At 72.2% G+C, this 25,734-nt stretch carries 23 protein-coding genes and 2 tRNA genes; 14 read left to right on the forward strand and 11 right to left on the reverse strand.

Annotated elements, in window-relative coordinates; genetic code table 11:
- The first annotated feature begins 122 nt into the window (after nucleotides 1-122).
- Entirely contained in the window at nucleotides 123-1,472 is a 1,350-nt protein-coding gene (locus FHX78_RS21435) for a DNA cytosine methyltransferase (protein WP_145869044.1), read from the forward strand.
- On the opposite strand, the gene FHX78_RS21440 is transcribed toward FHX78_RS21435, so the two are convergent.
- Nucleotides 1,404-1,901, reverse strand: coding sequence for a very short patch repair endonuclease (locus FHX78_RS21440; RefSeq protein WP_268257206.1), 498 nt, complete (start codon nucleotides 1,899-1,901; stop codon nucleotides 1,404-1,406). The two genes, FHX78_RS21435 and FHX78_RS21440, sit on opposite strands and share 69 nt — an antisense overlap.
- 150 nt (nucleotides 1,902-2,051) lie before the next feature.
- On the opposite strand from FHX78_RS21440, the gene FHX78_RS21445 reads away from it, so the two are divergent.
- The gene (locus FHX78_RS21445) at nucleotides 2,052-2,588 is read left to right on the forward strand and encodes a hypothetical protein (RefSeq protein ID WP_145869046.1); all 537 of its coding nucleotides are present in this window, start codon (nucleotides 2,052-2,054) and stop codon (nucleotides 2,586-2,588) included.
- A gap of 28 nt (nucleotides 2,589-2,616) precedes the next feature.
- Here FHX78_RS21445 and FHX78_RS21450 read toward each other — a convergent pair whose 3' ends face one another.
- Both FHX78_RS21450 and FHX78_RS21455 read right to left on the reverse strand, forming a co-directional pair.
- Complete coding sequence (locus FHX78_RS21450) at nucleotides 2,617-3,075, reverse strand: DUF3592 domain-containing protein (RefSeq protein ID WP_145869047.1); 459 nt, start codon at nucleotides 3,073-3,075, stop codon at nucleotides 2,617-2,619.
- A gap of 51 nt (nucleotides 3,076-3,126) precedes the next feature.
- Nucleotides 3,127-4,143 carry an SEC-C domain-containing protein gene (locus FHX78_RS21455; RefSeq protein WP_145869048.1) on the reverse strand — a complete coding sequence of 339 codons (1,017 nt, stop codon included), beginning with the start codon at nucleotides 4,141-4,143 and terminating at the stop codon, nucleotides 3,127-3,129.
- A 189-nt stretch (nucleotides 4,144-4,332) separates the two neighbouring features.
- Here FHX78_RS21455 and FHX78_RS21460 point away from each other — a divergent pair, with 189 nt between their 5' ends.
- Nucleotides 4,333-5,100 carry a hypothetical protein gene (locus tag FHX78_RS21460; protein WP_145869049.1) on the forward strand — a complete coding sequence of 256 codons (768 nt, stop codon included), beginning with the start codon at nucleotides 4,333-4,335 and terminating at the stop codon, nucleotides 5,098-5,100.
- 180 nt (nucleotides 5,101-5,280) lie between these two features.
- Here the strand turns inward: FHX78_RS21460 and FHX78_RS21465 are convergent, their stop codons facing one another.
- A complete protein-coding gene (locus tag FHX78_RS21465) occupies nucleotides 5,281-6,699 on the reverse strand; it encodes an MFS transporter (protein ID WP_145869050.1) in 1,419 nt (472 codons plus the stop codon).
- Between the two features lie 198 nt (nucleotides 6,700-6,897).
- Between FHX78_RS21465 and FHX78_RS21470 the strand changes: the two genes are divergently transcribed.
- The 4 genes from FHX78_RS21470 (at nucleotide 6,898) to FHX78_RS21485 (ending at nucleotide 9,752) form a co-directional block, all read left to right on the forward strand.
- The gene (locus FHX78_RS21470) at nucleotides 6,898-7,425 is read left to right on the forward strand and encodes a winged helix-turn-helix transcriptional regulator (RefSeq protein ID WP_145869051.1); all 528 of its coding nucleotides are present in this window, start codon (nucleotides 6,898-6,900) and stop codon (nucleotides 7,423-7,425) included.
- A gap of 158 nt (nucleotides 7,426-7,583) precedes the next feature.
- Nucleotides 7,584-7,916, forward strand: coding sequence for a DUF6412 domain-containing protein (locus tag FHX78_RS21475; protein ID WP_145869052.1), 333 nt, complete (start codon nucleotides 7,584-7,586; stop codon nucleotides 7,914-7,916).
- A 117-nt stretch (nucleotides 7,917-8,033) separates the two neighbouring features.
- On the forward strand, nucleotides 8,034-8,750 hold the full coding sequence (locus FHX78_RS21480) for a YidC/Oxa1 family membrane protein insertase (RefSeq protein WP_145869053.1): 717 nt from the start codon (nucleotides 8,034-8,036) through the stop codon (nucleotides 8,748-8,750).
- 144 nt (nucleotides 8,751-8,894) lie between these two features.
- Nucleotides 8,895-9,752 carry a fumarylacetoacetate hydrolase family protein gene (locus FHX78_RS21485; protein ID WP_145869054.1) on the forward strand — a complete coding sequence of 286 codons (858 nt, stop codon included), beginning with the start codon at nucleotides 8,895-8,897 and terminating at the stop codon, nucleotides 9,750-9,752.
- A 110-nt stretch (nucleotides 9,753-9,862) separates the two neighbouring features.
- Here the strand turns inward: FHX78_RS21485 and FHX78_RS21490 are convergent, their stop codons facing one another.
- The 3 genes from FHX78_RS21490 to FHX78_RS21500 all read right to left on the reverse strand — a co-directional run bounded on the left by FHX78_RS21490 (nucleotide 9,863) and on the right by FHX78_RS21500 (nucleotide 12,477).
- Nucleotides 9,863-10,738, reverse strand: a complete 876-nt coding sequence (locus FHX78_RS21490) for an LLM class F420-dependent oxidoreductase (protein ID WP_145869055.1) — start codon at nucleotides 10,736-10,738, stop codon at nucleotides 9,863-9,865.
- Between the two features lie 174 nt (nucleotides 10,739-10,912).
- Nucleotides 10,913-11,413 (reverse strand): heme-degrading domain-containing protein, encoded by a 501-nt coding sequence (locus FHX78_RS21495; RefSeq protein ID WP_145869056.1) that lies wholly within the window; start codon nucleotides 11,411-11,413, stop codon nucleotides 10,913-10,915.
- The gene (locus tag FHX78_RS21500) at nucleotides 11,410-12,477 is read right to left on the reverse strand and encodes a Gfo/Idh/MocA family oxidoreductase (RefSeq protein ID WP_145869057.1); all 1,068 of its coding nucleotides are present in this window, start codon (nucleotides 12,475-12,477) and stop codon (nucleotides 11,410-11,412) included. Before FHX78_RS21500 ends, FHX78_RS21495 begins: the two co-directional genes overlap by 4 nt.
- Before the next feature lie 122 nt (nucleotides 12,478-12,599).
- Here FHX78_RS21500 and FHX78_RS21505 point away from each other — a divergent pair, with 122 nt between their 5' ends.
- The 4 genes from FHX78_RS21505 (at nucleotide 12,600) to FHX78_RS21525 (ending at nucleotide 17,282) form a co-directional block, all read left to right on the forward strand.
- Nucleotides 12,600-13,712 (forward strand): ROK family transcriptional regulator, encoded by a 1,113-nt coding sequence (locus tag FHX78_RS21505; protein WP_145872093.1) that lies wholly within the window; start codon nucleotides 12,600-12,602, stop codon nucleotides 13,710-13,712.
- A gap of 182 nt (nucleotides 13,713-13,894) precedes the next feature.
- Nucleotides 13,895-14,782 (forward strand): hypothetical protein, encoded by an 888-nt coding sequence (locus FHX78_RS37160; RefSeq protein WP_229923998.1) that lies wholly within the window; start codon nucleotides 13,895-13,897, stop codon nucleotides 14,780-14,782.
- Nucleotides 14,783-14,882: 100 nt separating this feature from the next.
- Entirely contained in the window at nucleotides 14,883-15,662 is a 780-nt protein-coding gene (locus FHX78_RS21520) for an HAD-IIA family hydrolase (protein WP_145869058.1), read from the forward strand.
- A 579-nt stretch (nucleotides 15,663-16,241) separates the two neighbouring features.
- Nucleotides 16,242-17,282, forward strand: coding sequence for a glycoside hydrolase family 6 protein (locus FHX78_RS21525; protein ID WP_145869059.1), 1,041 nt, complete (start codon nucleotides 16,242-16,244; stop codon nucleotides 17,280-17,282).
- A 63-nt stretch (nucleotides 17,283-17,345) separates the two neighbouring features.
- On the opposite strand, the gene glxA is transcribed toward FHX78_RS21525, so the two are convergent.
- The 3 genes from glxA to FHX78_RS21540 form a co-directional block, all read right to left on the reverse strand.
- Complete coding sequence (gene glxA, locus FHX78_RS21530) at nucleotides 17,346-19,286, reverse strand: radical copper oxidase GlxA (RefSeq protein WP_145869060.1); 1,941 nt, start codon at nucleotides 19,284-19,286, stop codon at nucleotides 17,346-17,348.
- Entirely contained in the window at nucleotides 19,283-21,304 is a 2,022-nt protein-coding gene (locus FHX78_RS21535; protein ID WP_145869061.1) for a glycosyltransferase family 2 protein, read from the reverse strand. Before FHX78_RS21535 ends, glxA begins: the two co-directional genes overlap by 4 nt.
- A 467-nt stretch (nucleotides 21,305-21,771) precedes the next feature.
- Nucleotides 21,772-21,845 (reverse strand) — tRNA-Lys (locus tag FHX78_RS21540).
- 195 nt (nucleotides 21,846-22,040) lie between these two features.
- Between FHX78_RS21540 and FHX78_RS21545 the strand changes: the two genes are divergently transcribed.
- The 3 genes from FHX78_RS21545 (at nucleotide 22,041) to FHX78_RS21555 (ending at nucleotide 25,542) form a co-directional block, all read left to right on the forward strand.
- The gene (locus tag FHX78_RS21545) at nucleotides 22,041-23,393 is read left to right on the forward strand and encodes a peptidoglycan-binding protein (protein ID WP_145869062.1); all 1,353 of its coding nucleotides are present in this window, start codon (nucleotides 22,041-22,043) and stop codon (nucleotides 23,391-23,393) included.
- A gap of 134 nt (nucleotides 23,394-23,527) precedes the next feature.
- Nucleotides 23,528-24,790, forward strand: coding sequence for an SPFH domain-containing protein (locus FHX78_RS21550; protein ID WP_145869063.1), 1,263 nt, complete (start codon nucleotides 23,528-23,530; stop codon nucleotides 24,788-24,790).
- A 146-nt stretch (nucleotides 24,791-24,936) separates the two neighbouring features.
- On the forward strand, nucleotides 24,937-25,542 hold the full coding sequence (locus tag FHX78_RS21555; protein WP_145869064.1) for a lytic polysaccharide monooxygenase auxiliary activity family 9 protein: 606 nt from the start codon (nucleotides 24,937-24,939) through the stop codon (nucleotides 25,540-25,542).
- A gap of 77 nt (nucleotides 25,543-25,619) precedes the next feature.
- Here FHX78_RS21555 and FHX78_RS21560 read toward each other — a convergent pair.
- A tRNA-Lys gene (locus FHX78_RS21560) sits at nucleotides 25,620-25,693 on the reverse strand.
- Between the last annotated feature and the right edge of the window lie 41 nt (nucleotides 25,694-25,734).

Raw genomic sequence — 25,734 nt, forward strand, 5'->3', positions numbered from 1 at the left:
CCCCGTCTGCAGGTTTGGCTCCCGCGAGCAAGCGGAGTGGGAGACTCTTGGTGTCAAGAGACCGGTGATTGATCACGGCCACTTGACGGAACGACCCGTGAGCCAGACCAGGAGGAGCGCCCATGCGCGCCAGCGGCCGTAAGCGTCCGCAGTTCGCCTCGCCACTGACCTCGATCGAGATCTGTGCGGGGGCCGGTGGGCAAGCCGTTGGTCTGCACGACGCCGGCTTTGATCACCGGGCCCTGGTGGAGTGGGACCCCCACGCTGTTCAGACGCTGAGCGCGAACGTGGCTGGCTGGCCCGGGTGGGATGCCGAGCGCGCCAACCGTCTCAGGCCGATGGACGTCAAGGAATTCCTGAAGACCCAGGAGTACAGGGACCTCGGACTGAAGCCCAAGCAGCTTGACCTGCTGGCGGGGGGTGTCCCATGCCCTCCCTTCTCGCTGGCCGGCAAGCAGCTCGGCAGGGAGGACGAGCGTGACCTGTTCCCCGCCGCGCTCGACATCATCGCCGAACTGCTTCCCAAAGCGGTGATGATTGAGAATGTCCGGGGCATTCTGGAGCCTCCGGAGGTCTTCATTGAATATCGTGCGGAAATTCTGAGAGATCTCAAGGATCTCGGTTACTCGGTTCCGCAGATGAAGAGGGGATGGACTCCTGCGCGTCAGGATGTGGAGATGCGGAAGGTTTGGCGTCGGCTGGACGCCAAAAACTTCGGTGTGCCGCAACTCCGCCCCAGAGCGATCCTCGTTGCCATTCACGAGGACTGGCTGCCCGGCGATGGCTCGGAATTCTCTTGGCCGATTCGTCTGGACGACGACGAGGCGACCGTGGCGCGGGCGCTTGAGGAAACAATGAGAGAGCGCTGCGCGGACTTCTGGGACAAGAACAAGTGGGGCAGGCCGGCCGCGCCGGGGGACCGTACCGGGGAAGACGTCTTCAACGACTGGCTGGAAGACGCGGAGAAGGCCGCGGCCGCGGGCCGGGGCGTGGCGCCGACGCTCGTGGGCGGATCCAGGAAGCACGGCGGAGCCGACCTCGGACCCACCCGGGCCAAGCGGGCGTGGGAGGCCCTCGGCGTGAACGCCCTGGGTGTCGCTAACGACCGGGGCGCATGCGATCCGGAACGCGATCTCTTCCGGGACACCGGACCGATGCTGACCGTGGAGCAGGCAGCCATCATCCAGGGGTTCCCTCGTGGCTGGCAGTTCCAGGGCAGGAAGACGGCGCGCTACCGGCAGGTCGGCAATGCCTTCCCGCCGCCGGTGGCCGAAGCCGTGGGCCGCGCGATCGCGGCCGTCCTGCGTCCGGCGCACCGGGAAGAGCTGCTGAACGGCTACGTGATGGACTCGGGCCAAGGCATGGCCGAGCAGAGCCCAGTCGGGCAGCTCGAAATTCCCGTGTCAGGAAGCGGGCGGCCTCGTGCGGCGCGCAAGAACGGTGTCAGTGATCTGCTGAGCACAGGCAACTGAGGGTTCGTGCTCCCAGAAACGGAGCACGAGCCAACCGGCTTCTCGGAGCCTTTGGTCCGTGTCGCGATCCCGTGTGACGTTGCGCAGGACTTTGTCCGACCAATAGCCAGAGTTGGTTTTCGGGGGCACGTAGTGCTCGGGGCATCCGTGCCAGTAGCAGCCGTCTATGAAGACGGCGACCTTCGTTGGGCGGAAGACCAAGTCTGCTGTACGGCGGAGGTCGGGCAGAGGACGAGCTGCCACGCGGTAGCGCAGTCCCTGGGCATGTACTAGCCGCCGGATGAGCTTTTCGGGCTTTGTGTCTCGGCTGCGGATGGCCTGCATATTGCGGCGTCGGGCCGCAGACGAAGCCCAGGAACCCTCTGGGGCTTCCCACGCGGAATCATCGGACACACCGCAGAGGGTAGTCCACCGCCTCGCGGAGTTCATCGGACCGGCCTTGCCGTGCAGGCGTGGGCGCCGGCGGTCCGGCCCCGCGACCGTGCCCCGGGCCCCGCTGCACCACAGGCACGGATACCGGCCAGGTGGCTGTCCGCAAAGCGCATAGTCAGCCGCTGGCCCGTGCGGTAGACACCTCTTGTGGATCAAGGACTGGCAGCGTTACTCGGGGCGACGGTGGGAGTGGCGGGTACCGTTCTCGCGTCGGCGATCACGGGGTGGTCGACCCGGCAACAGGTGCAGGCACAGGCCAGGGCCGAGCACGCGCACTGGCGCAGACAGGTGCGCCGCGACGCGTACGGTGCCTTCCTCTCCCCGGCGAGTGAGTCGCAGAAGGCTCTGAAGATGGCCGGCCGTGCGTTCATCGGGGAGAGGGACACGGAGGAAGTCGATCGCCGACTGCAACAGGCGCAAGACCAACTGGCGCTGGCGCAGGCCGCCTGGGCCAATCTCGCCGTCGAGGGACCCGACGCAGTGGAGCGGGCCGCCCGGAGCGTCTACACGACCCTCAAGTCGATGCACACGACGCTCCTCGCGTTGCGTGACACCCCGCCGGACGCCCCCGACGGCAACGTCCGCTTCGTGGAGCGCCATGCCGTCGAGGTGGCCCGCCTCTCGGAACGCATCGGCGAGTTCACCGTGGCGGCGCGCTCGGCCCTGGATGACATCGGGGACTGACATCGGGGACTGAGCCGGTGTGCTGCGCTCAGAGGAACGCCCCCACCCCCATGGCCACCCCGAACAGCACGAAGAAGATCCCCCAGGTCATGTTGGCCGTAGCGGAGTACGAGACCATGCCCGGCCTGCCGTCCTTCGTGTGGACGACCACCACCCTCCTCGGGTCCCGCGGGTCGTAGCGCAGGACGACCGGGATGCCGGCGTTCAGGGGGTGGGACTCGTGGTTGAGGGGGGTGCGGCGGTAGGTCTGGGTGGCGGGGGCGTCGGGGCGGTCGACGGGCGGGGCCTGGTAGCGGACTTGGGGCGGGTGGGTCGTGGGCCCCTCGCGGCGGGGGCCGCGGGCCACCTCGCCCCGGGTGCGGACGCCCCGGACACCGAGGCGGCCGAGGGCCCGGCGCTGGCGTAGGGCACCGCGCAGGATCGCGATGCCCAGGGCCGTCGCCCCGGCGGCCATGACGAGCGTGATCGTGAGCCACGGCTGGTCCACGTGGCCTCCCCCCCCGGAGCCGACGTCACCTACCCAGGGAGACGGGAGGCGTCACGCGTCGGTTCCGTGGCACTCCCCGTACGCCCGTCCCGATCCGCACCAGCACGCCGCTGCCCGCTCCGGCGGCCACGCCACCGCCCGCCCCCGCGCCGCCAGCGTCGTCGCGTACTGCGGGAGCAGGGTCGCGTCGGCCGGGGCGGCGCCCTCCGAGGCCGCGAAGGCCTCGTACGACGGGACCGTGCCCGTGACGATGCCCAGGTTCGGGGTGCCGGAGCCGGCCAGTTCGCGCAGGGCCACCTCTATCGACGCCAGGTGCTCACCGTGCGACGGGTACTCCGCCTCCAGTGTCGGGTACGCCGACAGCAGTTCCGCCAGTTCGCCGGCCGGCCAGTGGAGCACCGCCACCGGGAACGGGCGGGACAACGCCTCCCGGTAGGCGCCCAGTTCCGCGCGCAGGCGCGTGATCTCGGCCTCCAGCTCCGCCGGGTTCTCCGAGCCCAGGGACCACACCCGCTTCGGGTCGTGGAGTTCGTCGAGGGTGATCGGGAGGGTGTGGACGGTGTCCGCGAGGGCGTCCCACTCGTCGTGGGTGGCGCCGAGCATCCTGCGGACGCGGTGGCGGCCGAAGAGGAGGGGATGCGTGGCGTACGGGGGCTCCTGGACGTCGGTCAGGAGGAGGCGTACCGCCTGTGTGAACGTCTCGTGCGCCTGTTCCAGCTCGTCGTGGGACTCCAGGGCCTCCGCGACGATCACCCAGGGGGCGGGGTCGCGCGGGGACGCCGTGCGGATGCCGTCGATGATCGCGCGGGCCTCCGCCTCGTGGCCGTACTCCCAGAGGTTGGAGGCCTTGAGGGCGCGGACCAGGAACGGGCTGTCCAGGTCCGCTCCCGAGGTCAGCAGGCGGTCGTAAAGGGCGGTCGCGGCGGGGCGGTCGCCGGAGAGTTCCCGGTGGGCGGCGGCCCGCAGCAGCAGGGCCTCGGCGTCCTCGGGATACAGGCCGGCGGTCCGCTCCCAGCGGGCGGCTTCGGCGGTGTGGTCGACGTTTTCGGCAGGCGTGTCGGGGCGCATGGGGGACACCGTACTGCCGGTGGGTGACAAAAGGAGAGACAGCCGCAGGTCGCGGGCCGCCTCGCGGGAGGGCGGGGTGTCCGCCGGTAGGGGCGTGCGGGAGGGGATCGGATCGGCTTCGGCGGGCCTACGCTTCCGGGAGCGGATGGGGGGACCCACGTGTCGGTGCGGGTGACTGGGGGCGGGGGCGTGCGCAGGGGTGTGACCATCGGGTGTCTGGTGCTGCTGATGATTCCCTTCGTGCTGGTGGGCTACTTCTGGTTCACGTTCTGGCACGCGGGGCGCGAGAACGAGCGGCGCGAGCAGGCCGCGTTCGAGGCGCTCCTGCGCCGGGCCCATGACGCGGCGGACCGGACCGCCGACGCGCTGACCCGGAGCCGCGACACCGGGGCCGACGCGTTGATGGGCGTGATCTGGGAGCACACCGGGAGTCCCGTCATCTCCCATGACGAGGAACGGCGCGCGTTCACCGCCGTCGCCGACCGGTCGACGCTGGTCGAGCAGGAACCCGTCCCGCTGGTCAGCGGTCCGGTGATGGTCCAGCGCTGCTTCACCTACACCTACGTACGCCGTCCCGACGCGGAGTGGACCTGGCGGGTCACGGAGCGGGACCGCGAAGCCTGCCGGGCGAGCGGGGAGATCGGTGACTCGGTGTTCTTCGCGCGGGTGCGCATGAGGGCCATGGAGGTGGGTTCGCTGACGCGTGCCGGTCTGCAGCGCGTCCTCGAGCCCGACGGCCGACCGTTCGAGGAGCGCCGGTTCGTCGTACGGCGCGTCGACCGGGCGGGGCAGACGGTGGTCGCGCTCGTGCTGGCCCGCTACGTGGACCGGTACGGGACCTCGGGCGACGAGCCGGGGGTGGTCGAACAGTGCTACCGCTTCACCCGGGCCGTCGATTCCGACGGTGGCGTGGAAGGGCGGGTCACGGCTGCTCCCGTAGCGGCGGCGGGCTGCTGAGAGCGGTCGTCCTGCTGCGCCCGGCAGCGTTCCTCCCGGGCCGGGGCGGTTCGTGCCCGGCCGGTCCGTGCCGGTCCGTGCCGGTCCGTGCCGGTCCGTTCCGGTCCGTGCCGTGCCGTGCCGCGTCGTGCCGGTCCGCGTCGTGCCGGTCCGTGCCGGGCCGGGACATCGGCCCCCGGCTCACGTCCGCTCCCGCAGTCCCGCCACCGCCACCGCCGCCACCAGCGCCAGGGCCGCCGAGACGACCATCGCCACGTCCGTGCCCCGTGCCATCCCCCCGCTCGACGACGTCGCGACGGCGATGGTCAGGGCGACGCCGGCGCAGGAGCCGATGTAGCGGAAGGTCTGCTGGGCGCCCGAGCCCATGGCGGCCCGGGCCGGCGGGACCGATGCGACGGCGAGCAGGGGGAGCGCCGCGTTGAGGAGGCCGCTGCCGATGCCCGCCACGATCATCCCCGGCACGAAGCGGGCCGTGGAGCCCGCGCCGACCGCGCCCAGCATGGTCAGGACACCGGCCGCGTGCAGGACGAAGGCGAGGGACAGCTGGACGCGGGTCGGTACGCGGCCGGCCAGGCGGCGGGCCTGGAGGGCGACCGCGAAGGCGGGGCCCGCCCACAGCAGCGTCAGCCATGCCGTGTCCAGGGCGGACATGCCGAGGCTGCGCTGGAGCACCGCCGGCAGGAAGCTGAACAGGCCGATCACCGACAGGCCGGTGAACAGGCCGCCGAGGGAGGAGGCGAGGAAGTCCGGGCGGCGCAGCAGGGACAGGTCGATCATGGGGGTCCTCGTGCGGCGCTCCACCAGCGCGAACACGGCCAGGAGCAGCACCGTGGCCGCCAGCAGCAGCCACACCGGTGTGCGCAGCCAGCCGTCCCGGCCCAGGGTGAGGGCCGCCACCAGGGAGACGAGGGCCAGGCCGAAGGTCACCGCCCCGGCGAAGTCCGGCCGTCCCCCGCGCGGGGAGCGCGACTCCGTGAGGGCGCGGGTGCCCAGGGCGGCGACGATCAGCGCGGCGGCGCCCAGGACGCCGTACACCGCGCGCCAGCCGGGTATCCCGGCGGCGATGAGCGGGCCCACCGCGATACCGCCGGTGACGAACGCGCCCCACACCCCCGTCGCCCGCAGCCGGCCGCCCGGTGTCGGGAAGGCGTGCACGATCAGGCCGAGGCTGCTGGCCAGCAGGGCCGCACCGGCCGCGCCCTGGGCGATACGGGCCAGGGTGAACAGCCAGGTGGTGGTGGCCAGGGCGCCCAGGGCCGTGGTGACGCCGAGCGCCAGGGTGCCGGAGACGAAGACGCGGCGGCGGCCGTAGTCGTCGGCGAGGCTGCCGGCGACCAGGAGCAGGGCGGCCAGGCCCAGCGGGGTGCCGTTGAGCAGCCAGGCCTGGGCGGACAGCGGGGTGTGCAAGGCGGCCGCGGTGTCGGGGAGCGTGACGATCGGCGCGGTGTACGTCATCAGCGCCACGGCGGTGGCGGCGCTGGTCAGCGCCAGGGTGGCCCCGGGGCGCGGGGGCGGGTCCCGACGGGGGGCCGCGTCCGGTGGTACGTCCGTGGGAGCGATGGTCCCCGTGGTCGCGGGGGAGGGGTCGGTGCCGGTCATGTCGGTCGGGCGTCCTCTACGGGATCGACGGGGGGTGGGAGGGCAGCGGCGGGCTGCTCCGCGGGAGCGGCACGGCAGGCTGCGGCGAGGGCTCCCGAGCCCTCGGGTTCGTTCATTGAACTTACTGGGGCGGCTCACCGTAACATCATCGGTTCGGTGATTGAACCGTCATGGCGGGAAGTGGCTACAGTGGACGGCATGGCACTGGGCAAGGACTACGCGACGCAGGAGTGCTCGATCGCGAGCGCGCTCGAGGTGATCGGGGAGCGCTGGACGCTGCTCGTCATCCGTGACGCGTTCTACGGCGTGCGGCGCTACAACGACTTCCTCGTCCACCTGGGCATCCCGCGCGCGGTCCTCGCCGCCCGCCTCCAGGCGCTGACCGCTCAGGGGATCCTGGAGAAGCGCCGGTACCAGGAGTCGCCGCCCCGGGACGAGTACGTCCTCACCGACCGCGGGATCGCGCTGTGGCCCACCCTGCGGGCGCTCGGACTGTGGGGCCGCGAGCACCTCACGCACGTCCGGCTGCGCTTCTTCCGGCACGCCGACTGCGGTACCGAACTCGGCCCGTACGGCGAATGCCCGGCCTGCGGAACCGTCGTACCCGTGCCGGACGTTGAGGTGTTGCCGGGGCCCGGACTCAATCCGGACCCGGCGGATCCGGTCAGTCGGGCGCTGCTCAAGCCGAAGCGGCTCCTGGAGCCCGTCACGATCGATCCGGTATAACCAGGACGCGAGAACACGAGAACACGAGGACACCAGGACACCAGGACACGAGGACGAGGCTCGGCGGACACCGTGTTTCGTGACGCCGTGTTTCGTGACACCGTGTTTCGGGACGCCGTTCATCGGGGACGGCGAGGGGGACGGGGGAGGGGTGGCGAGTGAACCGTAGCCGGGCCCGCGCGCGCCCTGTCCTCGCCGCGCTCCTGCCGCTGCTCCCGGTCGTCCTGCTCCTCCTGTCGGCCGCCGGCGGCCTCTCCGCGGTCCACGTGGTGCATGTCGCGCTCGCCGCGACCGCCGCCGCCGGTGCCGCGCTCGCCCTCTGCGCCCTGGCCGCCGCCCGCTGCGCGCCCGCCGTGCCGCCCACCCGGGTGCGTACGGCCATCCGCGACCGTGACCGGCGTACGGCCTTCCTACCCCAGCGCGACCCCGACGCCAGGGGGCGCACCCGGCCCCGGGCACCGGGGCACGCCCTCCCGGCGACCGCCGCGTAGGGCGACTGTTCCCCTCCGTCCGCCCCGCCCGCGCGGGTCGTCATGCCGTCCTTCCTTCCTCCCGTCCCGGTGCGCCCGGGACGTCCGGCACGACGAGACCCCTCGGAGGGCTCACCCATGTCCGTCTTCGCCAGCCTGGTCGAGCGCCTGGCCGACCTGCTCCAGCCCCTGTTCGGCGCCTCCGCGGCGGCCGCCGCGATCGTCCTGTTCACCGCGCTCGTACGGCTCCTCGTCCACCCCCTGTCCCGGGCCGCCGCGCGCGGCCAGAAGGCGCGGGCCGCGCTCCAGCCGCGCATCGCCGAACTGCGGCGCAGACACGGCCGCGACCCCGAGAAGCTGCAGCGGGCCGTGCTGGAGCTGCACGCCCGGGAGAAGGTGTCGCCGCTGTCCGGATGCCTGCCGAGCCTGTTCCAACTCCCCGCGTTCTTCCTGCTGTACCACCTGTTCTCCAGCGAGACGATCGGCGGGCGGGCCAACGAGCTGCTCGGGCACCGGCTGTTCGCCGCGCCGCTCGGCGGACGGTGGACGGACGCGCTCGGGAACGGCGGGGTGTTCGGCGGCCCCGGCCTCGTCTACGCCGGGCTGTTCGCGGTCGTCGCCGTGGTCGCCTGGTTCGGCTACCGGCTGTCCCGGCGGATGATGGCCGCCCAGCCCGCGCTGACCGCCGCCGGTGAGGGCGAGCAGGTTCCGGGGATGGCCGCCGTGACCAAGGTGATGCCGTTCATGTCCTTCTTCACGCTCGTCACCGTCGCCGTGATGCCGCTGGCCGCCGCGCTGTACATGGTCACCAGCACGACGTGGAGCGTGGTGGAGCGGGCCGTGCTGTACCGGTGAGAGACCCGGGGGCGGTCCAGTACGTGAACGGGGTATTGCGGACTGCACCGTCCCCTTGGAGGATCGACCAGTCCTCCGATGGTTGCGCCCGCCGCATCCGGGTCGTGCGCGTCGGTCGGGCCCGCGATCGAGGGAGACAAGATCATGAAGCTGCTGCGAGTCGGTACGGCGGGACAGGAGCGGCCCGCGCTGCTCGACGACGAAGGCACCCTGCGGGACCTGTCGGGTCTCGTCGCGGACATCGACGGCGCGCTGCTCGCCGACGAGGCGGCGCTCGCCCGGATCCGGGCCGCCGCCGACCGCGGTGAACTGCTCGCGCTGGACGAGGCGGGGCTGCGGATCGGGCCGCCGGTGGCGCGCATCGGCAAGATCGTCTGCATCGGGCTCAACTACCACGACCACGCCCGGGAGACGGGCGCCGAGCCGCCCGCCGAGCCGGTCATCTTCTTCAAGGCGGCGGACACCGTCGTCGGGCCGCACGACACGGTGCTGGTGCCGCGCGGCTCGGTGAAGACCGACTGGGAGGTGGAGCTGGCGGTCGTGATCGGGCGTACGGCGCGGTACCTGGAGTCGGCGGAGGAAGGGCTCGCGTGCGTCGCCGGGTACGCCGTCGCGCACGACGTGTCCGAGCGGGAGTTCCAGATCGAGCGCGGCGGGACCTGGGACAAGGGCAAGAACTGCGAGACGTTCAACCCGCTGGGGCCGTGGCTGGTGACCTCCGACGAGGTGCCCGACCCGCAGCGGCTGTCGCTGCGGCTGTGGGTGAACGGGGAGCTGAAGCAGGACGGGACGACCGCCGAGCAGATCTTCCCGGTGGGCGAGGTCGTCCGGTACGTCAGCCGGTTCATGACGCTGTACCCCGGTGACGTCATCAACACCGGGACGCCCGCGGGGGTGGCGATGGGGCGGCCCGAGCCGAAGCCGTACCTGCGCGCCGGGGATGTCGTAGAGCTGGAGATCGAAGGGCTCGGCCGGCAGCGGCAGGAGCTGAAGGACGCCTGAGCAGGGGCCGGGCAGCGGGCCGGAACGGCCCGGTGCCCGGCCCCCGCCGGTGGTGGGCACGGACGCGGCGGGCGGGGGCGGCCTGCGAGACCGCGGCCTACGTCACCGGCTCAGCCCAGCAGCGCGGCGAGCCGGCGCCAGCCCTCCCTCGGGAGGGTGCCGGCGGGGGCGTCCTCCACCACCTGGAGGGCCACGTGGTCGGCGCCCGCGTCGAGGAAGGCGGTGACGCGGGCGCGGATCGTGTCCTCGTCGCCCCAGGCGAAGACGGCGTCGACCAGCCGGTCGCTGCCGCCGCCGGCGAGGTCGTCCTCGCCGAAGCCGAGGCGGAGGAAGTTCTTGGTGTAGTTCGGGAACTCCAGGTACCGGGCGAGGTACGCGCGGGCCGTGGCCCGGGCACGGGACGGATCGGCGTCGAGCACGACCTTGAACTCCGGCGCCAGCAGCGGGCCTTCGCCGAGGGTCTCGCGGGCCCGCGCGGTGTGCTCCGGGGTGACCAGGTACGGGATCGCGCCGGCCGCCCGGTCCCGGGACAGCTCCAGCATCTTCGGGCCGAGCGCGGCCAGCACCCGGCGGCCGGCCCGCACGCCCGCCGCGTCCAGGTCGTCGAGGTAGCCGACCATCGTCGAGTACGGGCGTCGGTAGCCGTCCACCATCGGGCCGTGGCTCACGCCGAGTCCGAGCAGGAACCGCCCGGGGTGGGCCGCCTCCAGCGTGGCGAAGCCGGCCGCGGCGGCGGGGGCCTCGTGGTCCCAGATGCTCTGGATGCTGGTGGCGACGACGAGGCGCGAGGTCGCCTCGATCAGCGGGGCGGCGTGCCGGGCGGCGCTGTTGCCGCCCAGCCATACGGCGCCGTACCCGAGCCGCTCCAACTCGGCGGCGGCCTCCGCCCGTTCGGCGGCGCCGTCCGGGTCCTCGGAGCGCAGCTGCACGCTCCAGATGCCGTACCGTCCGAGCGCTTCCCGCAGTGGAGCCGTTGTGTCGTTCATCGGCCGCGATCCCTCCGGTGGTGCGTGGTGATCGTGCGTGGTGATCGTTCTTCGTCCACCGCGTGCCAACCGGAGGGACCGGGCAGTGATTCCCGGAACGCGGCGGTGAGCGCTGACCGGGGGCGCCGGCCGTGAGTACCGGCCAGCGCTGACCGCGCGCGCCGGCCGTGGGCGCTACGCGCCGTACCGCTCGCCCAGGAACCGCTCCAGCGCCTCCACCACGAGCCGGTGGTCCGCCAGCTGCGGCAGGCCCGAGACCGTCACCGCGCCGATGACGCCGACACCCTCGACGGTGAGGGGGAACGAACCGCCGTGCGCCGCGTAGGTGTCCGGGTCGAGCCGCGAGGACTCCTCGAACGTCGTGCCCTTGGCCCGGTGGCGGGCGCCCACCAGGTAGGACGCGGAGCCGTAGCGCTCGACGACCCGGCGCTTGCGGGCGATCCAGGCGTCGTTGTCGGGGGTGGAGCCGGGCAGCGCGGCGTGGAACAGCTGCTGGCCCGCGCGGTGGATGTCGATGGCGACGGGGGCCTGGCGCTCGCGCGCCATCTCCACCAGCAGGGAGCCGAGCGCCCACGCGTCGTCGTACGTGAACCGGGGGAGGACCAGGCGGCGTTCCTGCGCCTCCAGCGCCTCCACGCTCGGGGTCGGTTCCGTGGTCTGCTTCGGGGTGGTCACAGCGTCACCGTCACCTTCTCCAGGGCCGACCGGCGGGCGGCCTCCAGTACGTCCAGGGCGGCGGCCGCCTCCCGCGCGGTCACCGGGTTGGGGGCGCCCTCCAGCAGGGCCTCCGCCACGGCCGCGTAGTAGGCGGGGTAGTCGCCCGGGACGGTCGGCACGGGGTGCCCGCCGCCGGTCACCGGGGACTCGCCGGAGCCGATGCGGCCCCACAGCTCCTCGGGTTCCGTGCCCCAGCCGGTGCCGGGGCGCAGGCCGTCGCGCAGGGCGGCCTCCTGCGGGTCGAGGCCGTGCTTGACGTAGCCGGCCTTCGAGCCCAGGACGCGGAACCGCGGGCCGAGCTGGGCCGTGGTCGCCGAGACGTAGAGGTGGGAGCGGACACCGCCGGCGTGCGTGAGCGCGAGGAACGTGTCGTCGTCGGTCCGCGCGCCCTCGCGGCGGATGTCCGTCTCGGCGTACACGGAGGTCACCGGGCCGAAGAGGACCAGCGCCTGGTCGACGACATGGCTGCCGAGGTCGTAGAGCAGACCTCCGATCTCTGCCGGGTCGCCGGACTCCCGCCAGCCGCCCTTGAGCTGCGGGCGCCAGCGCTCGAAGCGCGACTCGAACCGGTGGACGTCACCGAGCGCGCCCTCGGCGATGAGGCCGCGCAGGGTGAGGAAGTCGTTGTCCCAGCGGCGGTTCTGGAAGACCGAGAGGAGCAGGCCGCGCTCCTCGGCGAGCGCCGCCAGCTCGCGCGCCTCGGCCGCCGTGCCGGCGACGGGCTTGTCCACGACGACCGGCAGACCGGCCTCCAGCGCGGCGGTGGCGAGCGGGACGTGGGTCTTGTTCGGGGACGCGATGACGACGAGGTCCAGTTCGCCGGCGCGGGCGAACAGCTCGTCCGGGGTCGCGGCGACGCGTACGTCCGGGAACCCGGCGCGGGCCTGTTGCTGCCGCTCAGGGTTCGAGGTGACCACCGTGTCGAGGGCGAGGCCCTCGGTCGCGGCGATCAGCGGGGCGTGGAACACGGAGCCCGCGAGGCCGTAGCCGACGAGGCCGACGCGGAGGGGAGTGCCAGTCATGCCTCCTACTTTCGCAACGCTGTTGCCAAAGTGCAAGCAGGAGGGAGAATGGGCGGGTGAACAGGACGAACGGCGGCATCGGTGACGCCCACGGTGCACAGGGGGCCCCCGGGCCGCACGGCCTGCACGGGGCGCATGGGCCGCATGGGCCGCACCTCGGGGTGAATCTCCCCACCCTGCGCAGCCACAACACCGCGCTCGTGCTCGACCTGCTGCGGACCGCCGGCGCGGAGGGCATCAGCCGGCTGGAGCTCGCCGAGCGGACCGGGCTCACCCCCCAGGCGGTCAGCAAGATCACGGCCCGGCTGCGGGAGGACGGGCTCGCGGCGGAGGCGGGGCGCCGGGCGTCCACGGGCGGCAAACCGCGCACGGTGCTGCGGCTGGTCCCGGAGGCGGGGCACGCGGTGGGCGTGCACCTGGACCGGGACAGGATGCGGGCGGTGCTGGTCGACCTCGACGGCACGGTGGTGGCGGAACGGAACGCCCCGCTGGACCTGGGCGCGGGGGCGGAGGCGGTACTGACCGGGGTCGCCGAAGCCGTCGGGGCGCTGCGCCCGGAACGGTCCGGGGCGCCCCGCTCCCCGCTGGGCGTGGGGGTCGCACTGCCCGGCCCGCTGGACCACGAGCGGGGCGTGCTGCACCGGGTGACGGGGTTCCCCGAATGGGACGGCTTCCCGCTGCGGGACGCGCTGGCGGAGCGGCTGGGGCTGCCGGTCGTCGTCGACAAGGACACCAACGCGGCGGCGCTGGGCCTCGCGGTCGGCGGCGAGGGCGGCTCCTTCGCCTATCTCCACCTCGGTACGGGACTGGGGGCGGGGCTGGTGATCGGGGGGAGCGTGCACCGGGGGCCGCGGACCGGGGCGGGGGAGTTCGGGCACCAGGTGGTGCAGCTGGACGGGCCGCCGTGCGGATGCGGTGACCGCGGCTGCGTCGAGGCGCTCTGCCTGGGCGCGGTCGCGCGGGGCGAGACGGACGAGGCGGCGCGGGTGCTGGGCGCCGGCGCGGCGAACCTCGTGGGCCTGCTGGACATCGACCGCGTCCTGCTCGGCGGCCGCACCGTCGAGACGGCCCCGGAGACCTTCGTACGGGGCGTACGGGCCGTACTGGACGCCCGCTCCCGGCGCACCGGCGACACGGCGGTACCGGTCCGGATCGCCTCCGGCGCCGGGCGCGGGATCGCGGAGGGCGCGGCCCAACTGGTGCTGGCGCCGGTGTTCGGACGGGGGGACGGATAGCGGCGGACGGACGGAGGGGACACCGGCCGGGCGGGCGGACGGACGCGTGCCCCGGACAGGCGGATACGTGCCCCGGACGGGCGGATACGTGCCCCGGACGGGCGGATACGTGCCCCGGACGGGCGGACGCGACCGGGTGCCGGCGGGCGCGGGCGCCGGGCGTGCGGCAGGGTCATGTGATCATGCGACTCTGCACGCGCGCGTCCCTGACGAGTCTGACGGCGGCGGTGGTGGTGGCCCTCCTCCCGGGCGCCGCACCGGCGTACGCGGTGACCCCGCTGCCCGCCTGCATGCCCGAAGAGGACCACAGCTTCCCCCTCACCGTCCGGATCCACGGCGGCCCCGCCTCCTACCCCGCCGGCGGCGGCTTCGGCACCTGGCGGCTGGAGCTGACCAACACCACGAGGCGCCCCTGCACCGGCGTCCACCCCGTCGTGGTCCTCGTCGACGAGAAACGGGCGCTGGAGCCCGCACAGCCGCAACTGGAGTTCTACGACACCGCCGGGCGGCCCCACCCCGTCCGCTTCGAGGCGACCGACCGGGACGAACTCGTCGGGGCCTTCGCCGACGAGGACGCCGGATTCGGCGGGTTCACCGTCGGCCCGGGCAGGACCGTCACGGTGAAGGTCCGCCTCGCGCTCACCTCGGACGCCGTGGCCAACGAGGTCACCGCCAACGCGGCCGTCGTCCAGCGCCGCGACGACGACGGAGACTGGGTCGGCCAGTCGAACGACTACCGGTTCCGCATCGACGACGCCACGCACCCGGCCCAGAAGCCCGACCCCGACCCCGACCCCGACCCCGAGCCCGATCCCGAGCCGGAACCGGAGTCGAAGCGGGAGCCGGATCCGCGGTCCCCCTCGCCGTCCCCATCGACCCCCCAGCCGGATGCGGATCCGACCGCGGACCCGGACCCGACCCCGGACCCGGACCCGGACCGCGGGACCGGCCAGTTCCCCTTCCCCGACGAACTCGCCCGCACCGGAAGCGGCGCCCGGATCCTCGCCGTGGCCGCGGCGGCGCTGGTCACCGGTGCCCTGGCCATGCTGCTCGCCCGCCGCCGCCCGTGACCGCCCGACGCACACCACGGGGTATCGGCCATTCCCTCAAGATCCGGGTCTGTTTAGGCTGAGGCGCACGCAGGACCGCGTACGGCAGGAGATCCCGCACATGGCAGACCGCAAGCCCATCGAATCGTGGCTCACCGACATGGACGGGGTGCTGATCCACGAGGGCGTACCGATCCCCGGCGCCGACGCCTTCATCAAGAAGCTCCGCGAGTCGGGCCGGCCCTTCCTGGTGCTGACCAACAACTCGATCTACACCCCGCGTGACCTGCACGCCCGGCTGCGCCGCATGGGCCTGGAGGTGCCGATCGAGAACATCTGGACCTCCGCGCTGGCCACCGCCAAGTTCCTGGACGACCAGCGTCCGAACGGCTCGGCGTACGTCATCGGCGAGGCCGGCCTGACCACTGCCCTCCACGACATCGGCTACATCCTCACCGACCACGAGCCCGACTACGTCGTGCTCGGCGAGACCCGGACGTACTCCTTCGAGGCCATGACGAAGGCGGTGCGGCTGATCAACGACGGCGCCCGCTTCATCTGCACCAACCCCGACGAGACCGGCCCCTCCGCCGAGGGACCGCTCCCGGCGACCGGCGCGGTGGCCGCGCTGATCACCAAGGCGACCGGCAGGCAGCCGTACTTCGCGGGCAAGCCGAACCCGCTGATGATGCGCACAGGGCTCAACACCCTCGGGGCCCACTCCGAGAGCAGCGCGATGATCGGCGACCGCATGGACACCGACGTGCTGGCCGGCATCGAGGCCGGGATGCAGACGTTCCTGGTGCTCACCGGCCTGACCAGGCCCGAGCAGGTGGAGAACTTCCCGTACCGGCCGTCCAAGGTCGTCGACTCCATCGCGGACCTGGTCGACCTGGTCTGACGTCGTCCACCCCCACGGAACAGCAGCCGCCGCACGGAACAGCGGCAACCGCCGCACGGAACAGCGGCAACCGCCGCACGGAACAGCAGCAGCAGCCGCCGCACGCAGCGGCGGCAGCTGCCGCGCGGAGTGCGTCGCACCCTCACGCTCCCCCTCGCCCGGCCCGGCCGACGGCCCGCTCCCCGGAGGCCGCCGACCGGGCCGGTCCTCGACCGCGCGGGCACGGGCCGCGGGAGTGACCCGGCGAGCCGCGCGGGAGGCCCTGATGGCCCTGGGCGCGTGGGCGCGTGCGGGAGCACCGGCCGGGACGGGCCCCGGCCGGGGTCGGTGGGACACGACTCCATGGGGAGGAACGGGCCGGGCGCAGGGATGATTGACGCTAAGTCCCCGCGTGCTCGCGGCCCGTGACCACCGCAGGTGACCCGGCCCGGCGGCCTGCGCGGCGGGCCCGCGCCCGCGCGGGGCACCGGGCTGTAACAGCTGGACGCAGAAGGCGGGTTCGGCCTCGTGGGCGTCCCGGGACGTATGTCAGGATTGGGGCTCGGAACACTTGGCACAAGTGCACCCAAGGGGGGTTGGATGTACGGCAGCAGGGGGGTCGGGGCGTTCGCCGGGGGGCGGGCGTCCGCAGTGGTGCTGGGGGCGGCACTGCTGATCACGGGGTGTTCCTCCTCCGGCGACGGCAAAGGGGAGGACCAGGGGGACACGGCCGGCGCGGTGATCACGCAACAGCCGAAGGAGACCGACCCGTTCTGGGTCAACCCCGACGGCATCGCCGCGCGGAAGGTCGCCGAACTGCGCGAGGACGGGGAGAAGGCGGAGGCCGAGCAGATCCGCAAGATCGCCGAGCAGCCCGTCGGTGAGTGGATCAGCCCGGAGAACCCGGAGGAGCAGGCGCGCGGCTTCACCGAGGCCGCCGACAAGGCGGGCCGCACCGCGCTGCTCGTCCTCTACAACGTTCCGCACCGCGACTGCGGCCAGTACTCGCAGGGCGGCGCCGCCGACGGCAACGCCTACCGGGCCTTCGTCGACGGGGTCGCCAAGGGCATCGGGGACCGGCCGGCGACGGTGATCCTGGAGCCCGACGCGGTGCTGCACCTGGTCGACGGGTGCACTCCGGAGCAGTTCCACGAGGAGCGCTACGACCTCCTCAAGGGCGCCGTCGCCCAGCTGAAGGGCCTGAAGAACACCAAGGTCTACCTGGACGCGGGCAACGCCGGCTGGGGCAACCCCGACCAGATCTTCGAGCCGCTGAAGTGGGCGGGCATCGACCAGGCCGACGGGTTCGCGGTCAACGTCTCCAACTTCTACTCCACCGAGGACTCCATCGCCTACGGCAAGCGGCTCTCCGCCAAGGTCGGCGGCAAGCCCTTCGTCATCGACACCAGCCGCAACGGCAACGGGCCGTACACGGAGGGCGCCGCGGACGAGCGCTGGTGCAACCCGCCCGGCCGCGCCCTGGGCGAGACCCCGACGGTGAAGACCGCCGACCCGCTGGTCGACGCCTACCTGTGGGTCAAGCGCCCGGGCGAGTCGGACGGGGAGTGCAAGGGCGGCCCGAAGGCGGGCCAATGGTGGCCCGAGTACGCCCTGAAGCTGGCCCAGGGGTCAACTCCCTAGGGGCGCGGGGAACCTCGCGACACGCCACAGCGCTCCCGCGCCGCACGACCACCCGCGGGAGCGCTACGGCACCCTCACCCACTGCGCCTTGCTGGGCACACCCTCCCCGTCGTTGACGAAGAGCATGTACCAGCCGGACTGCACCAGGTTCTTGTTCTCCGGCACCGTCACCGTGATCTCGTCCCCGTCGGCCTTGAAGTCCAGCGCGATGGACCGCTGGTCCACGTCCGTGACGTGCGTGGACGCGCTCGGCCGGATCAGGCGCACGCTCTTGACGGACGCGGCGTCCTTCGAGGTGAACGTGCCGGACGCACCGCGCGCGATGGTCTTCGGCCCGCCCGACAGATCGGGCTGCTCGTTGTCGCCGTACAGGTAGGGCGGGGTGTAGATCTCGATGCGCTGCTCGAACTCGCCCGGCTTGGTGTTGGCCTTGTCGGCGTAGAGCGAGTCGGAGCCGAAGAACATCAGGCGCCCGTCGGGCAGCAGGATCGAACCCGAGTGGTAGTTGCGGCCCACCAGCGGGTCGGCGACCCGCTGGAACTCGTTCTTCTCCGTGTCGTAGATCCGCGCCTCGAGGATGTCGGAGTCGCTGCGGCCGCGGTAGTCCTCGGAGCCGCCGGACACCAGCACGTCGTCGTTGGGCAGGATCGAGGCCTGCGGGTAGCGGGTGCCCTTGTCCAGCGAGGGACCGTCCACGAACTTCGGGTCGTCCGCCTTGAGGTCGACGATCCGGGTCTTCTCACTGGACAGCTGGGACTCGCCGACCCCGCCGCCGCCGATCACCATGTACTTCTCGTCCTGCGCCGGCGGCAGCAGCACCGTGCCGGACGTCTCCATCATGTTCGGGTCGCTCAGCCCGGGGACCTTGGTGAACTTGTTGGTCTCCACGTCCCAGACGCCCGGCTCGCGGCCCACGTCGTCCGGCCCGTAGCCCGCGTTAGAACCCGAGTAGAAGACCTTGCCGTTCTGCATCAGGAACAGCGCCGGGTACGTCGGGAACTGGCGGACCTTGTCGGTGTAGGTCCACTCCTTGGTCTCCGGGTCGTAGATCTCGTTCTTGCCCGGGACCAGCTGACCGATGTCGTCGAGGCCGGAGACGCTGAGGATCTTCCCGTCGCTCAGGGTGGTGAGCGTCGGATACCAGCGGGCCTCCTTCATCGGGTCGACCTTGATGTACTTCTCGGCGACCGGGTCGAACTCGTAGGCGTCCCGGATGCCCTGGAAGTCCTTCTTGTCCAGGGCGAGTTTCTCGGCGATGCCGTACGTGTTGCGCGCGTCGGCGCCGGTCAGGCCCCGCACCTTGTAGTTGTCCTGCGTGCCCGTCTCGTACCTGGCGCCTTCCTTCTGCGCCTCGACGTAGATGCGGCCGACGCCCGGGGTGTTGCCCAGGAACTCGCCGGTCGCCGGGTCGAAGTTCTTCTTGGCGCGCGGGACGAGCACCGGGTCCTTCGAGACGAAGGTCTTGCCGTTCTCCTTGCCGGTGAACCTCGTTCCCGCGGGCAGGGTGATCGGCTTGTCCGGGTTCTCGTTGTGGACGATCATCAGGCCGCCGGCCTTCTTCACGTCACCCTTGAGCTTCTCGTACCGCTTGGTGCCGCCCGCGATCAGCAGATTGCCGTTGGCGAGCTGGGTGTGGCCGGTGCAGAACAGGTCGGTGGGCGTCGGCACCTTCTTGATGGTCCCCTTGACCGGGTCCCAGATCCGGGTGTCGTACCGCTTCGCGTCGAAGTTGTCCTGGTCGTTGCCCGACCCCGCGACGAGCAGCACCTTGCCGGTGCGCAGCAGCGCCGCGTGAATGGTGTTCTGCCGGTACTCCTCGGGGAACTCGACGATCTCCCACTTGCCGTTGGCGGCTTTGTACTCGGGCTGGTTGATCTTGTACTGGTGGTATTTCTCGGTCCCGAAGCGGTACAGCCACGGCCCGTTCATTCCGGCCAGCGCGAGCACCACCGCCGTGCCGATCGCGATCCGACGGGCGCGACGGCGGCCTGCACGGTCCTTCATTCCTTACGTCCCCCAAGTCCACCAAGGGCGATCTGCATGGTCTGGTCGTCCCCGGGGGCGCCGCCCCCGGGGTCACCCGCCGGCCCGCCGTGCGAGCCGGCCCAGCTGGGCCGGTCCTGCGGGGCGTGCGGGGCGTACTGCTGCTGCGGCATCTGCGGCAGCTCCCGCGTCCGGGCCTCGTCCGCGGCCTCCGGCTGCCGGCCTCCGGCGTGGGCGCCGGGCTTCCTGCGGTCCTGCCGCATGCCGTGCCGCCAGGCGAACATCGGCGCGGCGGTGATCAGCAGGGCGAACGTCGCCCAGATCACCATCGCCGGATGGGAGTTGCCGTAGACGAAGCCCGCGGCGATGGAGCCCGCGAAGATCAGGATGAAGTACCAGTGGTACCGGAACGTCCCGAACCAGGTGTCCGGGCTGGCCGAGTCGCCCTTGGGGGTGACCACGAACTTGCTCTTCTTGCGCAGCACCGAGTCGATCAGCGCCTTCGCGTACAGCGGCGCCGACAGCGCGGACATCACCATGCCGGCCACACCGCCGGAGCCCTCCGGCTCGTGCGGCGAGACGTTGTGCCGGCGGTTCCAGACGTACAGGCCGATCTGCAGGGCGGAGGCGTTGCCGTAGAGCATCAGCCACACCGCCGGGTCGATGTTCACACCCGAGGCGCCCAGGCCCAGGAACAGCGCACAACTCAGCGCCGCCAGGATCCAGTTCAGGGCCGACATCGGATAGAAGATGATCATCATGGTGTAGTTGAAGAGCTTGCTCGGCGGCAGCGAGTACCAGCCCTTCCAGTACTGCTTGAGGATCGTCTCGTACGTACCGCGCGACCAGCGCATCTGCTGGGTGAAGAAGTCCGTCCAGGCGTTCGGGCCCTCCCCGACCGCGAGCACGTCCGGGGTGTAGACCGAGCGCCACTTCCGGCCCGTCGCCGGGTTCTTGGCGCGGTGCATCTCGAAGCCGGTCGCCATGTCCTCGGTGATCGAGTCGTACAGACCGCCGATCTGCTTCAGCGCCTTGATGCGCACGGCGTTGGAGGTGCCCACGAACATCGGCGAGCCGTAGCGGTTGCCGGCCCGCTGGATCAGCGCGTGGAAGAGGAACTGCTGCGACTCGGCGGCCTTGGTGACGAAGTTGTCGTAGTTGCCGTACACCTGGGGGCCGATGACGAAGCCGACGTCCGGGTCGCGGAAGAAGCCGAGCATCCGCTCCAGGTAGTTGGGCAGCGGCACGTGGTCGGTGTCGACGGAGGCGAAGAAGTCGTAGTCGTCGCCGTGCGCGTCGAGCCAGGCGTTGTAGTTGCCGTGCTTGGTCTTGGCGCGGTGCGGGCCCTTCTTCTGGTTCCACTTCGCGACGCCCTTGCGGGAGAAGTGGCGCACACCCAGGCGCGCGCAGACCTCCTTCACCTCGGGGTCGTCGCCCTCGTCGAGCAGCCAGACGTGCATCAGACCCCGGTGGCGGATCTTGACCGCCGCCTCCAGGGTCTTCGTCACCATCTCCAGCGGCTCCTTGCCGGGCACGAAGGAGGTGAGGAAGGCGACCCGGGTGCCGGTCTCGGGCACCACCGGGACCGGGTCCCGGGCGACCAGCGTCGCGTGCGCGTTCGACAGCACGTTCATGCAGCGGAAGAACTCGATCAGGCCGATCGAGACGAGCATGACGACGTCGAGGGCGGGCAGCCACGCGAACTCCACGTAGTCCCGCTCGGTCCAGTGCGAGGGCTGGAGCAGCCACACCAGCAGCACCAGCGACAGCACCGGCGCGGCGGCCAGCATCAGGGCGATGCGGATGCGGTGCGGCTCCTGCCCGATCAGCGAGCGGTACTGCACCTTGTACGGCTTGTTCGGATCGGGCTGGGTGAGGGGACCCGCCAGCCGGCTGTAGTGCTCGTAGTCGTATCTGGGCAGCGTCTTCTTGATCCGGCGGAACGCCCCCGTGTTCCCTGTCCGATGGGCCGGCACCCTGAGCTGGGTGGTCTGGGACGGGTCGAAGTCCTGCCCGGCGCCCGACGGCGTCGACGTCATGAGTCATCCCCCCACACACGGCTCCGCCGCGTGTTTCGTCGCTTCCTTCCGCCCGCGCCGGTCCCCCTAGACCTTCACGGACGTGTCAGTGGTCGACCGCTGTCACCACGTCACCCACACCTTATAGACACGGCACAGCGCTCATTCCGGTTGCATGATGCCCCCCTCGGCATCGCCTCGTGGACGGGATCCCTCGTCCCGTCCCGGCGGCAACCGGTTCCTAGCCCCCCAACGGCCGCGTGTCCGCGGCATCCTGAAGAACCCAGGTTCTCCCGTGTTCATCATGATCGCAAGGTGTGAAAACGGGGTGCGCACCGGTCATACGCGCCCATTGTGACGGCCGAGGGGGACCCGTGTGACCACAGTTCCATACGTGCGGGGAGGGGATTGCGCTCAACGGGCGCGAGGGGGTATCCGGCCAAAAACCGACGGGCCCCTCGTGTGACACGAGGAGCCCGTCCTGTCGGTGCGCCGCCAGGGACTCGAACCCCGGACCCGCTGATTAAGAGTCAGCTGCTCTAACCAACTGAGCTAGCGGCGCGCGCTGACGGAGCAACTCTACAGGACCCCGGACGCTGCCCGTGACCACGCCGGTCCACCGCACCCGGGCGGCGCCGGCCGGGTCCGCCGCCTTTACATCATTCGGACCGTCAACATGCGCGCCGGAAACACAGTTGCGAAACTGACCGTCGTGCACGGACGTGGCGGAACGGACCGGAAGTGTGAGGGGAATCGCATGGAGTCTCCGGTATTCGAGGAATTCGATCCGGCGGGCGACTGCGACTGCCCCGGTTGCGCGCACTGGCGGCGCGTGCTGCCGCACGCCCCGGCCGGCCGTTTCCCGGGCCATCCGGCGGCGCACCGGGCCGCCGTCGTCGTGGCCGCCGTGACGTCGGCCACCGCGATCGGCGGCCCCGCGGCCCCGTCCCACGCGGTCGCCGCCACCGCGGTCCCGCACCCCCAGGACCCGGCCGCCCCGTACGTTCCCGCAGGTGAGGGGCCTACTACGCCCCAGGGGGCGAAGGCCCCGCTGCACGGTCCCGGCGGTCAGGCGGCCCCGCCCGCGAGCTCCGCGCGGGCGCCCTCGACCAGCCGCGCGGAGATCATGGAGCGGGCCCTGAGCTGGGTCACCCAGAGGGTCCCGTACCGGGTCACGTCGTACTGGGCCGACGGTTACCGGCAGGACTGTTCGGGCTATGTGTCGATGGCCTGGAATCTCCCGGGCAACGAATGGACCGGCAGCCTCGCGCAATACGGGGAGAGAATCACCAAGGAAGAACTCCGGCCCGGTGACATGCTGCTCTTCCACAACGCGTCCGACCCGCACGCCGGGTCCCATGTCGTCCTTTTCGGCGGCTGGACGAACTCCGCGCGCTCCCACTACGTGGCCTATGAGCAGACGCGCCCGCACACCCGCCGGGCGACCACTCCGTACGCCTATTGGAGCAACTCCGCGCGCTATGTGCCGTACCGCTACAAGGGCGTGAGCGACGGTACGGCGGGGTCCGGGACGGACGCGGCCGGGGCACCCGCCGGACCGGCCCGTACGCCGTTCCCCGGAACGGCGTATTTCGGCCCCGGCGCGCACAACAGGTACGTCACCGAACTCGGCCGCATGCTGGTCCGCCGCGGTGCGGGGCGTTTCTACTCCGCCCCGCCGGGTCCGCGCTGGACGGAGGCGGACCGCAGGGCGACCCGGGCGTTCCAGGAGGCGCAGGGATGGCGGGGGGCGGCCGCGGACGGGCTGCCCGGGCCACTGACCTGGGAGCTGCTGGTGATGGGGGAGGGCCGCGACATTCCCGGAGCTTCCGCTTCCGGCCCGCCCGGCCGGGCCTCCTCCCCGCACGGGGTGCCGGGATATCCCGGGCGGGCGTCCTTCCGCCCGGGCGCCTCCAACGAGCACGTCACCCGGCTGGGGAGGCAGTTGGTGGAGAAGGGGTTCGGCCGCTCCTACACGTCGGGGCCGGGGCCGCGCTGGGGCGAGGCGGACCGCCGCAACGTGGAGGCCTTCCAGCGCGCCCAGGGCTGGCGCGGCGGTGCGGCGGACGGCTACCCGGGCCCCGAGACCTGGCGCCGCCTCTTCTCCTGACCCGCCCCGGGCCGGGCACGGACCCGTCGGTCCCGCCCGGCCCACCGGATCCGCACGACCCACCCGGGCGCGAGGCATCCGCCGACGCCCGTCCCCCCGATGTGACGCATCTGGCGCGGAGGCTGGAGGCACGCATGACCACCACGACGTCCCCTATCCCCGACACCCCCGGTATCCCCGACACTCCCGATGTCCCTGACACCCCGGCCGTCCCCGGCACCCCCGACCACGGACACGTTCCCGAGCCCAAGCTTGTACCCGAGCCCAAGCCCGTACACGAGCCCGTAACCCGACCCGCCCCCACCCCCGCGGCGCCCCCGGACGGTGCCGTGGCGGGCGGGCGGCCGGTTCGGCTCATCCACACCGAGTCCACCACCGAGATCCCCGTCCACCTGCTGTTCCGCGACGCCTCTCAGCCGGCGCCGGTACGGCTGCGCCCCGCCGTCGTCGCCCGCCGGCCGGGTGCGGGGCGGCAGGACGCCGGGGAGCGGCCCCGCCCCGCCGCCCCCCGGGTCGATCCAGACCTGGTGGAGCGGCCCGCCCGGGTGCTGCCCGGTGCCGTGGGGGTGCTGGCCGGGATGTGCGGGGCGGTCGGCTGTCTGGCCGCCTCGTGGTGGACGGGCGCACTGCCGCCGCTCGCCGCGGAGGCGCTCGGGCTCTCGGCGCGCGCCGGGGCGGGCGCGCTCGGCCCCGGGCAGTGGGCCGCGTACGCGGGGTCCGGGGCCCTCGGGCTGTTCGGGTTCGGCGGGCTGGCCCGGGGGCGGACCGGGCGGGCCTGGGTGCTCGGCCTGTTCGGCCGCTACCGGGGGACCGTGCGGCGGACCGGGCTGCTGTGGGTGAACCCACTGCTCCTGCGCCGCCGGGTCGACGTGCGGCTGCGGCACTGGCGCGGTGAGCCGATGCAGGCCGCCGACCGCAGCGGGGTGCCGCTGCGGGTGGCGGTGCTGGTGGTGTGGCGGGTGCGCGACACCGCGCGGGCGACGCTGGGCGTGGAGGATCACGAGGGGTATCTGCGTGCCTGTGTGGAGGCGGCGCTGCTGCGGGTGCCGATGACCGCGCCGGGTGCGGGGCGGGACGCGACGCAGGCGGCACAGGACGCGCTGACCCGGCTGGTGGCGGCGGACTGCGCGCCGGTGGGGGTGGAGGTGTTCACGGTGCGGCCGGTCCGGGTGGAGTACGCGCCCGAGGTGGCCGCCGCGATGCACCGGCGCCGGATCGCCGCCCTGGACGCCCAGCACCGGGCGAGCGTGCTCAGCTCGGTCGTCGACTCGGTGGAGGACACGGTCACCCGGCTGACCGTGCGCGGGCTGGTGGAGCTGGACGACTACGAACGCAAGGCGCTGGTGAAGGACCTGACGGTGGCGTTCTGCGCGGGGCGGGGGGAGCCGGGTCCGTGACCGGCACCGGGGTCGGGTCCCGCGAGCCGGGAACAGGTCCTGCGATTGGTATGGACATGCTCAATGTCTGCCCATAATCTCGGACTTGGTCTAGACCTACCTGCACGGCTCACTGAAACTCCCCCACGTTCTCCAGGAGCGGCAGCATGCGCACACGGACCAAGATGTACGCAGCCGCGGTGGGACTGGCCACGACCGGAGCCCTCGTGCTCTCCTCCGGTGGTGCCAGCGGCCACGGCTACACCGATCTGCCGATCAGCCGGCAGAAGCTCTGCCAGAACGGCACGGTGACCAACTGCGGTTCCATCCAGTGGGAGCCGCAGAGCGTCGAGGGCCCGAAGGGCTTCCCCGCCTCCGGTCCCGCCGAAGGCCGGCTCTGCTCGGCCAACAACGCGCCGTTCGCCCAGCTCGACAGCCCGAAGACCCCGTCGGGCGGGGACTGGCCCACCACCCGGGTGACCGGCGGCCAGGACTACACCTTCCGGTGGCAGTTCACCGCCATGCACGCCACCACGGACTTCAAGTACTACGTCACCAAGCCGGGCTGGAACCAGAACCACAACCTGGCCAGGTCCGACCTCAACCTGACCCCGTTCCTCACGGTGCCCTACAACGGCCAGCGCCCGCCGCAGACCCTCTCGCACAGCGGCCGCCTGCCCACCGGGCTCAGCGGACACCACGTGATCCTCGCGGTCTGGACGGTCCACGACACGGGCAACGCGTTCTACGCCTGCTCGGACGTCACCTTCTGAGGACCGGCCCGGGACCGGTGATCCCGGTGTCCGTGCACGACAAAGGGCCTCTCGCTCCCACGAGAGGCCCTTCCAGGTGCGCCGCCAGGGACTCGAACCCCGGACCCGCTGATTAAGAGTCAGCTGCTCTAACCAACTGAGCTAGCGGCGCATGACTCCCGCCGTCCGCTTTCGCGGGCGGCGACGAAGTAA

Source organism: Streptomyces capillispiralis, assembly GCF_007829875.1.
In the GTDB taxonomy this organism is placed as follows: Bacteria; Actinomycetota; Actinomycetes; order Streptomycetales; family Streptomycetaceae; genus Streptomyces; species Streptomyces capillispiralis.